The 13,570-nt window shown below is 60.1% G+C and carries 9 protein-coding genes; 3 read left to right on the top strand and 6 right to left on the bottom strand.

Annotation, left to right across the window (positions count from 1 at the left end; translation table 11 throughout):
• Positions 1 to 242: 242 nt before the first annotated feature.
• Positions 243 to 770, top strand: a complete 528-nt coding sequence (locus tag RCJ00_RS11865; protein ID WP_316222139.1) for a TlpA family protein disulfide reductase — start codon at positions 243 to 245, stop codon at positions 768 to 770.
• Here the strand turns inward: RCJ00_RS11865 and mutM are convergent, their stop codons facing one another.
• The 4 genes from mutM to RCJ00_RS11845 all read right to left on the bottom strand — a co-directional run bounded on the left by mutM (position 771) and on the right by RCJ00_RS11845 (position 3,950).
• Complete coding sequence (gene mutM / locus RCJ00_RS11860; RefSeq protein WP_316222138.1) at positions 771 to 1,649, bottom strand: bifunctional DNA-formamidopyrimidine glycosylase/DNA-(apurinic or apyrimidinic site) lyase; 879 nt, start codon at positions 1,647 to 1,649, stop codon at positions 771 to 773.
• A 95-nt stretch (positions 1,650 to 1,744) separates the two neighbouring features.
• A complete protein-coding gene (locus tag RCJ00_RS11855) occupies positions 1,745 to 2,653 on the bottom strand; it encodes an aldo/keto reductase (protein WP_316222137.1) in 909 nt (302 codons plus the stop codon).
• 261 nt (positions 2,654 to 2,914) lie between these two features.
• Positions 2,915 to 3,535 carry a carbonic anhydrase gene (locus RCJ00_RS11850; protein ID WP_316222136.1) on the bottom strand — a complete coding sequence of 207 codons (621 nt, stop codon included), beginning with the start codon at positions 3,533 to 3,535 and terminating at the stop codon, positions 2,915 to 2,917.
• A 61-nt stretch (positions 3,536 to 3,596) separates the two neighbouring features.
• The gene (locus RCJ00_RS11845) at positions 3,597 to 3,950 is read right to left on the bottom strand and encodes a hypothetical protein (protein ID WP_316222135.1); all 354 of its coding nucleotides are present in this window, start codon (positions 3,948 to 3,950) and stop codon (positions 3,597 to 3,599) included.
• 38 nt (positions 3,951 to 3,988) lie between these two features.
• Between RCJ00_RS11845 and RCJ00_RS11840 the strand changes: the two genes are divergently transcribed.
• On the top strand, positions 3,989 to 5,650 hold the full coding sequence (locus RCJ00_RS11840; protein WP_316222134.1) for an MFS transporter: 1,662 nt from the start codon (positions 3,989 to 3,991) through the stop codon (positions 5,648 to 5,650).
• Positions 5,651 to 5,680: 30 nt separating this feature from the next.
• Here RCJ00_RS11840 and pbpC read toward each other — a convergent pair whose 3' ends face one another.
• Positions 5,681 to 7,705: a penicillin-binding protein 1C gene (pbpC, locus tag RCJ00_RS11835; RefSeq protein WP_411267546.1), complete on the bottom strand. Its 2,025-nt coding sequence runs from the start codon at positions 7,703 to 7,705 to the stop codon at positions 5,681 to 5,683.
• A gap of 130 nt (positions 7,706 to 7,835) precedes the next feature.
• Complete coding sequence (locus RCJ00_RS11830; RefSeq protein ID WP_316222132.1) at positions 7,836 to 12,824, bottom strand: alpha-2-macroglobulin family protein; 4,989 nt, start codon at positions 12,822 to 12,824, stop codon at positions 7,836 to 7,838.
• 218 nt (positions 12,825 to 13,042) lie between these two features.
• Here RCJ00_RS11830 and RCJ00_RS11825 point away from each other — a divergent pair, with 218 nt between their 5' ends.
• A complete protein-coding gene (locus tag RCJ00_RS11825) occupies positions 13,043 to 13,546 on the top strand; it encodes a response regulator (protein WP_316222131.1) in 504 nt (167 codons plus the stop codon).
• Positions 13,547 to 13,570: the final 24 nt, after the last annotated feature.

Raw genomic sequence — 13,570 nt, 5'->3', positions numbered from 1 at the left:
TGGGTTTATACCCCAGCGCCGTATCGAATTCGAAGGGCGCCGAGACGTGAATTTCAAGGGGGCGGGGTATAACCGAAGACATCTCCCCGGTCAATGCATTCGGCGTGTCTTTTCCGACTCCGGACGCAAAAATTATACACAGCTGTGATCGTTAACCAGAAAACCGGCCGGAACAGATGTCCAGTTGCGCTTTTCCTCCTCTAATTATACGCTGTAGCATACGACCGGGGGAGGCGCCACACATGTCAGTCATCAATCGACGCACGCTTATGGGCGCCGCCCTGACGGCGGGCTCGCTCTTGTCGTCCTCGGCTCAAGCAAAGCCCCGGATCGGTCAGCCCGCACCGAAATTCAGCGTGACCACTTTCGACCAAAAAACGGTCCATCTCGCGGACCTTATCGGCCAGGTGGTGGTGTTAAACTACTGGGCAGTCTGGTGCGGGCCGTGCAAACAAGAACTGCCGGAAATAGACGCCTATGTTCGTCGCCACGTTGGAGACGACCTGAAGGTGTTTGCCGTTACCATCGATGACGCCGTCTCCAACAAGGACCTGAAACCGCTAGCCAGCGCCCTGTCCTTCCCCCTCGCCAGATATATCAATGGCAGAGGTTATGGCCCTATCGACGGGGCGATTCCGAGCAACTATGTGATCGACCGCTCGGGCGTGCTGCGTTATGCCCGCGCCAACGCGTTCACCTATAGCACCTTCGATCAGTTGATCACGCCCCTGCTCGCCGAAAAGCCGGCGCAGGCGCCACCGGCTGTCTGATCACAGCTGACAGACCGGGCAGAAGAAACTGGATCGGCCCTGGTGCACCTTGCGCTCGATAATGCCGCCATCCTTGCGCAGGCATGGCTCCCCTTTGCGGTCATAGACACAGAAACGGTGCTGGAAATAGCCCAGTTCACCGGACGTCGCCGCAAAATCGCTGATCGATGAACCGCCAGCGGCTACCGCCTCTTCCAGGACACTCTTGATGCCATCGACCAAAGCCACTGCCTGGGCCTGCGTCAGGGCCGAGGCCTTGTGATCCGGCGACAGACGCGCCCGGTACAACGCCTCGCAGACATATATGTTGCCCAGCCCGGCAATACCACCGCCCTTGGCGTCGCCTTGTGCCATCAGCAGCGCCTTCAGGTTCACGTTGCGCCCCTTGGCCATACCCAGGAGGTAGTCGGCGCTCAGATCGCCCGACAGTGGCTCTACGCCCAGGCCTCGGAACCACTTGCTGTCATAGAGGGCGTCCGGCGTGAGCAGAAGCATGAAACCAAAGCGGCGCGGGTCATAGAAATCGATGCGCGCCACCGCTTCGCCTTTCGTCGCCAGGCACTGAAAATGCAGGTGCTTTTCGTCGGGGGAGACCGCATGGTAATAGCGGGCCAGGTCGTCAGGGGAATCGTTGATCTGGAACCGGCCCGTCATACCCAGATGCGTGACCCACACATCCTGGGTATCCAACCAGGCCAGCAGGTACTTTGCCCGCCGCTCCAGCCGCAATACACCGGCGCCTTCCAGGCGTTGGGCGAAACGTTCGGGAAACGGGTAGCGCAAATTGGCGCGATGCAGCCGGACCTCGCTGAGGCGCGCGCTTTCCAGATGCGGCGCAAGACCGCGGCGGACCGTTTCGACTTCGGGCAATTCGGGCATGAGACGGTTCCGTCAGGCTTGGGGAAATAGCTACCCATGCCCGTTACGCGACAATGCCCGGCGATATCAATATTAAATAGTTGGGAGCCTGGCCCTCAGGCAACCCTGACAAGACGGCGCGCCGCCTTTTCACCCAGATCGGCGAACCACATCTGTGGATCGAGCGCAACGTCGTCGTTCAACGCCATGGCCTCATAGTTGATACGCGGCGCCTTGCGTTCAGATGCGGCAACAATGGCGCGCAGTTCTGCCGCCGAGGTTACACCGACGATGACCGTCGACACCCCCGGCAGGTTGAGCGCAAAACTGAGAGCGGCGTGCAGTGGGTCGGCGCCGCTTTCCATCATGATTCGGCGGACGCGCGACAGGTGCGGCCCGATCGGAATCAGGTTAGCCGGCAAGGCTTCACGGGGCAGGAACAGCAGTCCCTGCAGGAAAACGGATCGGATTTGTACCTCGACCCCGAGACCCGCCAGGGTTTCGATGTCGCCGTTGCGGACCAGACGTTGATCAAGGATCGACGCCGGAACCTGCATGATGTCGGGTTTGAAGCGTCTGGCCAGCAGGACCGGCTGGTCGGCATGGGTGGCCGATATGCCGATCTTGCTGATCAGCCCCTCACCCTTCAGTTTTTCAAGCCGCGCCCATAGTGCATCGCCATGGGGCCCCATCAGGTCTTCGGCACAATCGACCAGGGCCGAATGCGCCCGCACCAGCCCCATATGGTCGACGCTGCGGCGCAGACGCGATTCCAGCCAGTCGAGGCCTTTTTCCAGGCGAAGCGTGCGAAGCTGAGGCTTGAACGGAGAGGGAAACGGCCAGCAGCGGCCAAGAATGCGTTCGACATCGCCGTCATAATGGGCGGCGTCGATATTCAGGATCTTGCAGTCGGCGGCGAGCTCCAGAATTTGGCGCACTTCGTCTTCGCTCACGCGACCCCGCGTGTTCGATATGCCGTAATCACCGCCAAATTGAGCGGAGCCGAGACCTAAAGTTGCCGCCATGCGTGAAAACAATCCGAAGACCCGGCCAAGGCGTCACCGGCCGCAGCCGCGAATCCTTAACCATAAAATACCTTCCGACTTTGGCGTCCAAATCTTAAAGAAGCTCTTTACAGGAAATAAAAAACCCATGCGGGTGGGCACGTTTTTTAATAAAAAACATGGTTAACGGAAGGTTAATTTTCCTATTTTTGGCGGAAAGTCAGAATTTTATTCGCATAACGGCGATAGGGCCAGCACAGCCGAAAAAATACTGAAAAAATATCAGACGCCGAAAATTTCCAGGCGATCCTGTAAATTGCTGACGGTAACCCCCTGATCGGTCACCAAGCCGTTGCGGATGGAATAGACCCAGCCATGGATGGAAAGGGGCTGGCCGCTACGCCAGGCTGCCAGGGTTATCGGGTTGGTCGCGACATTCCTGACCTGGGCGATAACGTTCAACTCGCACAGGCGATCCAGCATGATTGTGTCGTCTTCGCAGGCTTCCAGCTCGTGACGGTGTTCATGCGCCACTTCGCGGATCGGCGACAGCCAGTGATCGATCAGGCCGTGATCTGTCGATTCAATAGCCGTGCGCACGCCGCCGCAGCCATAGTGGCCAACGACCAGAACATGCTTCACCTTAAGGACGTGCACGGCATACTGGAGTACGCTGAGGTAGTTGGCGTCCTGTTGCGGCGCCAGATTGGCGACGTTACGGTGAACGAACATCTCGCCGGGATCGAGATTGACGATTTCGTTGGCGGGTACGCGGCTATCCGCGCAGCCGATCCAGAAATATTCCGGCGTTTGCTGATTGACCAGCCGCGTAAAGAATTGCGGATCTATCTCCGTCTTTTGCCGGGCCCACTTGCGATTGTTGTCGAGCAATTCGTCCAGCATGCCTCAATCCTCACAAAAAACTGTCGGCCTTATAGCCCTCGCGTCCGCAAGATCAACCCCTTTACCGGCGCACAATCAGCTTTTCGATCCCGGTTTTGACATAGCTAACGCCCTGATCAACGGCGCTGCCGGCTTTTTCAAAAGATCCCAACCAGACGAAGAGGATCAACACCGCGACGCCGACCAAGCCGAACAAACCTTCGATGATGTTGAGCAGGATCTGCACCGGCTGAATACGCCTGACCTTTACATAGGAGGTTAGGCCCTCTGGCGCCATCACCGGACCGGAAAATCTCATTGCAAACCCCCGCCATGCCGTTTCAAGGCACCTTAACCATAAATGCGGCAAGAATCGAGTCTTCTCATAACCGCCCGAATAGCCTTGTTTTCCGATGTATTTTCGGTCAAATGCCATTTGACAAGTCCGAATATGCGGACAAGACAGGGGCCATTATGACGACCGAAGTAACTAAGCCGAAAAACGGCGGCCTGCGCACCATCGTGATTGCGTCGGCAGCCGGCACCACGTTCGAATGGTACGACTTCTTTATCTTCGGCACCCTGACCGCCACCATAGCGCAAAATTTCTACGCCGGGCTTAATGACACCCTGGCTACGATCGCGGCCCTGGCCACCTTCGCCGTGGGCTTTATCGCCCGTCCACTCGGCGCGCTTGTCTTTGGCCATATCGGCGACAAGAAGGGACGTAAAGGCACCTTCCTCTACACTATCCTGGTTATGGGCCTGGCCACCATCGCCATCGGCCTGCTGCCGACCTATAAACAGATCGGCCCCATCGCCCCCATCCTGCTTATCGCCCTACGGGTCATTCAGGGGTTTGCGCTGGGCGGTGAATATGGCGGGGCGGCCATCTATGTCGCCGAACACGCCCCCGCCAACAAGCGCGGCGCCTATACCGGCTGGATTCAAACCTCGGCCGCCTTCGGTCTTATTTCCGCCCTGCTCATTATTCTGGTCACGCGCAAGGCGATAAATGACGAAGCGGCTTTTAATGACTGGGGCTGGCGCATTCCGTTCATCGTCTCGGCCGGCCTGCTCATCGTTTCGGTCTATATTCGCGCCAAAACCGCCGAAAGCCCCGCCTTCAAGGCCTTGCACGAACAGGGCCAGATCGCCAAGTCGCCCCTGTCCGAAATCTTTACGCGCTGGCGTAACCTGAAAGGGATGCTCATCGCCCTGTTCGGCTTCATGACGGCCCAGGGCGTGGTCTGGTACACCGCTTTTTTCTACACCCAGGTCTTCCTGACGTCGATCGTCAAGCTCGATCCCGCCATGAAGGACACCCTGATCATGGGCATGACCCTGGTCTCATCCTTCCTTTACGTCACCTTCGCCTCCCTGTCAGACCGTATCGGCCGCAAGCCGGTTGTCATTTTCGGCATGATGCTGGCCTGCCTGACCTTCTTCCCTGGTTTCCAGATGCTGATGAAGTTCGGCAATCCCGATCTGGAAGCCGCCCAGACGGCAAATCCGGTCTATGTCGTCGCCAATCCGGCCCAGTGTACCTTTCAGTTCGACCTGTTCGCCACCGCGCAATTCACCTCACCGTGTGATCTGGCCAAGAGTATCGTGACTGGCGTCGGCACTCCCTACACCAATCGCGCCGATGTATCCGCCGGTGAGGCCGCCACCATCCATATCGGCGACCGTGTCATCACCATTCCCTCCGGCAAGGGTCTCGACAAGGCCGGCATAAAGGCACTGAAGACCAAGGCATCAGGCGAGGTCAAGGCCGCCCTGAAGGCCGCCGGCTATCCAGACAAGGCGGACCCGAAGAAGGTCAATGCCTGGGCGATGTTCGCCGTGCTGTGCGTATTCGCCGTCGCCTGTACCGCGCTTTACGGTCCGATGGCGTCGCTATTGGTCGAAATGTTCCCGACGCGGGTCCGCTATACCGCCATGAGCCTACCCTATAATATTGGGACGGGCTGGTTCGGCGGCCTGCAACCGGTGCTCAGCTTTGCCATGGTGGCAGCGTCAGGCAATATCTATTTCGGCCTGTGGTATCCGGTGGCGACGGGACTGGTCGCCGCCGCGGTGTCGCTGCTGTTCCTGAAGGAAACGCGTGGCCGCGATCTGAATTCCATTGAATAGTGTCAGGTCTGAACGCGCTTAGACGGCGCTTTAACGGATATCGCCCTTGATCGCCTTGACGCGAACGTGGCTGCGATCCTCTTGGCCGGCTGCATCTATGACGCTGAGATCATAGAATCCTTCCGTCGGCGGCGACCAGCTATACTCACCATTGGCATCCAGTTTCAAAGGCTGGCCGTTGACATACCATTCGACCGGCCGTAGCCCGCGGGCCGACAGCTTGAGCGGTCGGGTGACGGTCAGGGCCGCCTTGTCGTCCCGGACCTCAACATAGACGGTGGCATTGTTCGGCGGGAACAGAATCGAGGCTTTCGATTCCGGCGTGCCAAGCATTTTGAGACCACGCGGCGCGCCGTTGGGATCTATCGCCTGAGGCACCTGGCTTGGCGCCTGCAACTGGTCAAAGACGTCAAACAGCAGCGGCGCGGCCGCTTCACGACCCGTCTGATCTGCGCGCGCGCCGCCATCCGGACGCCCGGTCCATACCAGCACGGCATAGCCACCGGCCACCCCAACCGCCAGGGCGTCGCGGTAGCTGTAAGACGTGCCGGTCTTGAATGCCGGCCGATTGGCGTTTTTCATCAGCGGCCCCGGCAGGCGGCCTTCCGGCGGCGGCGTTTCGCGCAGGATCGAGATAACCCGATCGGCGGCTTCCGGGCGCATGAGACGCTGGCCGCCCGAGGTCTGTTCTTCGCCGACCGTATAGGCCAGCGGCCGCGCCAGACCATGGTCGCCCAAGGCGGCATAGAGAGCGGCCAGATCGTTAAGACGAATCCCCTCTCCACCCAGCGCCAGCGCCAGGCCCGATTCTTTCAAGCCCGATTTTGGCACGACCAACTTCACACCGACGGCCTCAAGGCGCCCTTGGAATGCCTCCGGCCCAATACGGTTGAGCACGGCAACCGCCGGCACGTTCAGCGAGTTGATCAGCGCCTCCTTCACAGATACCTCACCATGGAAAACACGGTCGAAGTCTTCCGGCTGATAGTCGCCAAAGCGCGTCGGGGCATCCATCAGGCGGGTATCGGGCGCCACCACGCCATCTTCGAACGCAAAGCCATAGATGAAGGGCTTAAGCGCCGAACCCGGCGAGCGCAAAGCGCGCGACATATCCACCCAGCCCCCGGGCCGGTCCAAACCGCCGCCGCCGACACTGGCGCGCACACCGCGCGTCTTGATATCGACCACGATGATGGCCACCGAGGAGTTAGGGCCCTGCTGTTTCGCCGTCGCCGCGGCCATGGTTTCCAGACGGGTTTGCAGGTTCGCGTCGATCGTGGTCACCACCGTCGCCTGTAGCCCACGGGCCGCACGCGCCAGCCGCCCGGCGGTGTGCCACGCCAATGTCGGAAAGACGAAACGCGACGTCACCATAGGCTCAGCCGCCGCTTCGCGGGCCTGGGCGCTGCCTATGATATTGGCGCCCGCCATGCGCTTCAAAATGAGATTGCGCGCGGCCATCGCCGTTTTCGGATGGCGGTCCGGCCGCCGCGCTTCCGGCGCCTGAGGCAGGGAAATCAGCAGGGCCTGCTCGCCCAAGGTGAGACTTTGCGGTTCATGGCCAAAATAGCTGAGCGATGCGGCACGCACGCCTTCCAGGTTCCCGCCATAGGGGGCCAGCGTCAAATACATGGCCAGGATATCCGATTTTGAATATCGCATCTCAAGCTGAACCGCGCGCAAAGCTTCGACCAGCTTGTTGCCGTAGCTACGCGGATGCGGGCTGAGCAGGCGCGCCGTCTGCATGGTGATGGTCGACCCGCCGGAGACGATATTGCCCGCATGCAGATTAGACAGAAGCGCCCGCACAACCGAGGTCGCATCGACGCCGGGGTGCCAATAGAAACGTTCGTCCTCGACACGGATTACATGACGCAGAAAGGTCGGGTCCGTGCGTTGCAGATCGGCGCGGATGCGCCAGCGCCCATCATCCACCGGCAGGGCGCGCAACCAGGCCCCGTTGCGGTCGAGTGCCACGGCGGAGGCCGTCATCGCTCGCGACATATCCGGTGGGAAAACCAGATTAAGCGCCGCAATGACGAGCTGAAATCCCATGACGCCGATCAGGGTCTTGACCAGCGGGGCAATCAGTTTGTCTGAGTGGATAGTCTTAAGCCTGAACACAATCGCAATGTCTTCCCCCTCTCCCGAGTTCGGGAGAGGGTTGGGTGAGGGGGCGTGCGGGTTAGCGCGCGCCGATGACCATGCGGCCACCTTGGGTGCGGCCGTAGGTTTCCGGACGATAGAAGTCCTTCGCTTCCGCGCCCGGCAGGTAGAAGTTACCTTGCGTCACCGCACGGGCGATATAGGCCATGCTGAAGCTGTTGGCGGACGTAACGTCTAGAGCCGCAATAAAGCGGTCGTCGCGCGCTTCCGACACCTTCAGATCGGTCAGGGTGCCGACGAAACGGAATGGACCGTTCTGCGCATCTTCATTGGTCAAGGTCGATTCGATTTCGAAGCCAGCGGGCAGCGGATCGTCGACGACGATGGGCCGCAGTTCCGCCCGGTCCGAGCGGCCGGAAATGACCACCAAAACCTTCTGGCCCTGGGTCAGGTGCGACGGATCGAGGCGCGAGCCGTCCAGGTTATAGAAGGTCTTGACCAGCGATATCCCATGCGCTTCTGCACCCGGCGCCGCGACGGGCGTACCCATCACCGTCACCGTACGCCAGATCGGACCCGATCCGCCATTCTTCAGGCGTGCCGCCGCCAGTTGCCCGATGCCATAGCGCTGGACATTGAGGCTACCCGGCAGGACGGCCACGCCCTGGGCGTCGATCTTGGTGGCGCCGGCGGCCTTCAACATGTAGGACGCCGCCTTCAGCACATAGGCGCTTTCGATGGTGTTCATCTGCGACGGGCTTTTCATGGCATTTTCTAGTCGCGGGATGAGTGAGCGGGCGATATCGCCTTCGCCAACTTCATAGGCGAGGGCGATGATACCGGCCAGATCACGCAGCGGTGTCTGATACCAATCGTTCGGATCGGAATAGCCGAGCGCCTGTATCGCTTCGTTGAACGCCAGGCGACCGCGCGAACGATCCCCCATCATGACCAGGCCGGCCGCGATCTGGGCACGGGCCAGCGGCGATTTTTCCTCACGGAACTGAACGTCGCGGTACCAGCGCAGACGCGCCAGGTCGCCCGAATGGGCCTTGGCCAGGACGTACAGCGAATAGGCCGAGGCACGCGAGCGCAGTTGCTTGGTCAATTGTTCACCGGACACACCGAACCAGTTCCAGCTGGACGGGACGCTGAGGCGATAATTGACGCTGGCATAGCCGTCCGGACGTGACATCTGGCGCATGGCGTTGAGCGACTTGTCGATGGCCTCCTGCGGCACATAAACACCACGGGCCTTGGCTTCGAGCAGGAAGTCGGTGGCATAGGCGCCGACAAAGCCATCGGCATTGCCGTCGCCGGGCCGCCATAGGCCGAAGGCACCGTCCTGCGACTGGCGATCGAGGATCTTGTCCACGGCCTGCTTCAATGCGGTCTGCGCTGGACCGGCGGCTTTCTTGCCAACCAGCGATTCCGATACGAACAACCACGGCATGGCCGCCGACGTCACCTGTTCGGTGCAACCGTACGGATATTTGCTGAGATTGGCGGCCAGAGGCGCCGGATCGATGTTGCGGAAGGGTGAGTAGCTGACCTCCACCGTGGCGGACCCCGGCTGGAGTCCAGCCAGCAGGGCGCTGTCGGGCGTCCAGACCTCATTGACCTTCTGCGATGCCGTCATGACGCGGGTTTGCGGCCCCCAACCATTTCGGGTCTGGATCTGGAAGCTATCGTTGAAAGCATAGCCCTGACCGTTCAGGCCGATCTGAACCGTGGAAATGCCGGTCCGATTGGGCGCGGTCATCGGAATGGTCTCAATCGCGCCCTGACCCTTGTTGAGATTGAACGCCTTTTCAAACGCCAGGATCAGACCTTGCAGACCCTTGACGATAGCCTTGTAAATCCCGGGCTTACCGTCGGTATTGTCCAGTTGCAAGGTGGCGAAGGCGGTGTCGCCGGGTGCCAGGAAGCGCGGCAAGGCCAGATCAGCCACCACCGGCTCACGGATGATCATACGGCTGTCGGCCTTACCGACGGCATCGTCGGTCCAGGCAACGGCCATGACACGCAGTTCGCCATTGAACTTTTGAATCGGCAGGCGAACATAGGCCTTGCCGTCGAGACCGGTCTGAACCACGCCGGACCACAGAGCGATGGTGCGGATAGGCGTAGTGGTCAGGCCTTCGCCGCCCAATTGGTCACCACCGAAGGTGGGCGCGGCCGCGCCAAGATTGGGATCGAGCAGACGACCATAATCGTCATTGTAGTCGACGCCCAGGGCGCGCTTGCCGAAGTACCAATCGACAGGATCGGGCGACTTGAACTTGGTCAGGTTAAGGATGCCCTGATCAACCACGGCGACGCTGACCTTGGCGCGGTCGCCGATCTTGACACCGCTGACCTGTATCGGCACGTCAATGAAGCCGTTGCCGTTCTTATCAACCTGCGGACGCTGCGGCTGGTCGGAGGCCAGCACCTTGACGCCAAGCTTGCGCGACTTAGGATCAAGCGGCACATAGATGAGGCCGATGGCTCGGCGCGGCTTGGACGATGTCACCGGGTCACGCGGCTGCATGACGCTGACCATGATGTAAGCGCCACCACCCCAGGCAGCCGAGGATTTCAGGCGCACCGTCGTGCCGTTCTCACCGACCGATACGGTCTTCAGATCGATGAGGTGATCGGTCGCCACGGCGATCTGGGCTTCGCCCTTGTACGGGCCTTTCAGGGTGACTTCGACCGTGTCGCCTTGGTTATAGGTCTTGCTACCCGTTGTCAGACGAACGAAATCTGGCGCATCGGTGCCCTTCTGGGTCGACCCCCAGCCGGAGGAGAAGCGCGTGACGGTACGGGCCTGGCCGGGCACTTCGACTTCCAGGCGATAATCGCCCCAGTCGAGATTGCGCTCGAACGAAGCACCTGTATTGGCATTGAGGTCGTACGTCTTGGTGGACACCACGACATCGCGGTGGGTCGAGCGCCAATTCCATTTGCCGTCGGAAATGTACCAGTCATAGTCCCAGACTTCTGAAATCAGCTTGACCACCACACCTTTGGTAGCGGTCTTCTGGCCCTGAGGCGTCAAACCGATAATGTTGAAGGCCATGCGCGGCGCATCGCGCCAATTGCCATCCTTCTGGTCAACCTTGACGCCGAGATAGAGCGGCGCGGTCTTGATCCGCAATGTCTGACTTTCTCGCACGGGCCGCCCGCCGGGCTCGAACACCGAAGCGGTCAGGAGCACGGTCAGGGGCTGAGTGGTATCACCGGCCAAAGACGCCTGGAACGGGAACAGCGCATTGCCTTGACCGTCGGTCGTCGTGCCGGGCAAATCGACGTATTTTTCTTCATATGGCTTGGTTTCGTCACCGAAGCGATATTCGTTAAAGGCTGGGAAAGGATTGCCATCGGCGCGGATGCGCGCCTCTCCGGTCACCTGCAAGCCGGCGCCAATGGCGCCATAGAGATAGCGGGCATTGACGGTGACGGGACGCGTTTCCGTGGCCGACAGCAACGGACGCTGGGCGTCCGCCTTGATATCGACGCCGAGCCGTTGCGGGGCGAAATCTTCGACGGCGAATGAGGTCGAGCCCGCTGGCTGATCCATGCCAGTCAATTCGACACGCGCCGACCATTGGCCGCGCGGTGCGGATTTCGGCAGGGTGACATTGGCGCCGGCATAGCCCATCGGCGTCTTGTCGAAATGGAGGCGGAAGGCTTCCACGCCCGACGGACGTGAAATAACGATGACGCCCTTCCGGTCCTTAATGGCGCGGCCTTCCGGATCGCGGATCATGGCAACCAGATGCACGCTCTCGCCGGGGCGGTAGATGCCGCGGTCGGCGTACATGTAGCTGTCGACGCCTGACGCATTCGCCCGGCCATCGCCCTTTTCGCCGCCCGTATCGCGACCGCCGACATTGTGCGATGTCAGGTCCATGGGCGACCGATCAAGTTCGCTGGCGGTAAAATCGTCATTGGCGCCGTAGGCCATGACCATCTTGGCCGTCAGGGCATCCTTGCCTTTCAACAGCGCACCACCGAACGTGGCACGGCCATCGACATCGGTACGGGCTTCGCCCAGGACATCGCCATTGCTGGCGACCAGATCGACCTTGACGCCGGACAGTGGCTTTGCGGTTTTCAGCGACCGCGCCACGACGTCGAGACCGTTTTGACCCTTGTAGGTGGTCAGGGCCATGTCGGTGTACAGTATCCAGCGGCGCGCCTTTGCCGGCTCGTCGCTTTCATTCTTGTCACGTCCGCCGGAGGCGTCGCGCACCTTGACGACATAAGCGCCCGGCTTCAGGGTCTTCAGAACCGCACCAAGCGGGAAAACGGTTGTGACGCGGTCGCCATTGCCAGACTTGACCGCTACCTTGCCGGTCCAGATCTTGACGCCGATATCATCGGCGGAATCGTCACCATAGCCGTAGTCATATTCGCCTTCTGCCACCGGGTCGGGCGCGGACACCTGCTTGCGCACCAGGTTGCGATCGGAAACGTGCCAGACTTCGAAGGCCAGTGCCGAAACGTTGACGGTCTCCACGGCCACACCATCGGCTTCTTCGCGCGGCAGTATGACGCCGTTACCGGCAAAGCCGACATAGGGCGGCTTCTCTCCAAAGCTGAAATCGAGGTCGCGATTTTCCTTTAACTGTTCGCTGCCCTTACCGGGCAGCCCCTTCAGAAGGGTGATACGGCGATCGTTGAAACCGAAGCCCGATACGCAAAGCGTGTCATCCTTAACAGCGATAGCGGGTGCCGACGGCAGGGCGGGCGATACGACGACATAATCGCCGTAGGGCTTGCTGGAATCGAGTGGCTTTGAGAATTTTACGCACGCCTTGGGCGATGCACCGGAGGTGTCGAGGTTTTGTTTCCAGACGTCGAACCCATCCGGCTTGCGATCCCCCGCCCGCGGCGCGTTTTTATCGCGCACCTTGCCGACCAGGCCAGTCGCCGGTTTTCCAATTTCACCTGCAGCGACGGCGGTCTTTTCGCGCGCATTGCTGCTCAGAGCATGATCGGTCAGGAAACCAATTCCGAAGCCCGCAATCAAAACCGCCGCAGCGCCCGCGATGAGAGTTCGGTTGTGCCAGTCGATCATGGTGTTTCCCCCGTCGCGGCAGGGTGCTTGACACCCTGAATTATCTTAGATGGACGACTCAAAGCATGAATTGTGCAAAGATCAATCTTTGTTTTGTCAAATCTGCAAATAAGGCTAGTGATTTTATAAAGTCGGCGCACCCGCCAACCTCAACCTATACTATATCACCACTTTCCGCCCGTTTTGGAACGCGGAAACGGCAACGGAGACGATGGCACTTGAGTCAGTTTGCACGCGTAATGGTGCTTGTAGTAGACGATAACCACTACATGCGGGTGATTGTCTGTACGATGTTGCGTGCCATGGGCATTACCCTGATACGCGAAGCCTCAGACGGGGCAGAAGCGCTCGAAATCGTTCGTGACTGGCGCCCCGACGTCATCATTCTCGACCTTGTGATGGAAACCATCGATGGCATCGAATTCACGCGTCTGATTCGCCGCGGCACCGACAGCTCGCATCCTTATGTGCCCATTATCATGATGACCGGCCATACCGATCGCCGACGTGTTCTGGAAGCTCGAGATGCGGGCGTCAATGAAATCGTCGCCAAGCCGTTGACCGCCCGCGCGTTGATCGACCGGCTGAAGAGCGTGATCAACAATGAACGCGGCTGGGTTAAGTGTTCAACCTATGTTGGTCCCGATCGCCGCCGCCGTACCCTACCCGACTATAAGGGCCCGTTCCGCCGTACGGCCGACAAGGCGGACGGCAAGATGTAGGCATGGCCCTGTCGCCACGCGACA

The organism is Asticcacaulis aquihabitans, from assembly GCF_032490435.1.
In the GTDB taxonomy this organism is placed as follows: domain Bacteria; phylum Pseudomonadota; class Alphaproteobacteria; order Caulobacterales; family Caulobacteraceae; genus Asticcacaulis.
The sequence above is the reverse complement of the archived record's forward strand: the minus strand, read 5'-3'. Positions and strand labels throughout refer to the sequence as shown.

Coding starts and splice junctions, on each gene's coding strand:
- RCJ00_RS11865 (WP_316222139.1), top strand. CDS start 243: ATGTCAGTCATCAATCGACGCACGCTTATGGGCGCCGCCCTGACGGCG.
- mutM (WP_316222138.1), bottom strand. CDS start 1,649: ATGCCCGAATTGCCCGAAGTCGAAACGGTCCGCCGCGGTCTTGCGCCG.
- RCJ00_RS11855 (WP_316222137.1), bottom strand. CDS start 2,653: ATGGCGGCAACTTTAGGTCTCGGCTCCGCTCAATTTGGCGGTGATTAC.
- RCJ00_RS11850 (WP_316222136.1), bottom strand. CDS start 3,535: ATGCTGGACGAATTGCTCGACAACAATCGCAAGTGGGCCCGGCAAAAG.
- RCJ00_RS11845 (WP_316222135.1), bottom strand. CDS start 3,950: ATGGCATTTGACCGAAAATACATCGGAAAACAAGGCTATTCGGGCGGT.
- RCJ00_RS11840 (WP_316222134.1), top strand. CDS start 3,989: ATGACGACCGAAGTAACTAAGCCGAAAAACGGCGGCCTGCGCACCATC.
- pbpC (WP_411267546.1), bottom strand. CDS start 7,705: ATGGGATTTCAGCTCGTCATTGCGGCGCTTAATCTGGTTTTCCCACCG.
- RCJ00_RS11830 (WP_316222132.1), bottom strand. CDS start 12,824: ATGATCGACTGGCACAACCGAACTCTCATCGCGGGCGCTGCGGCGGTT.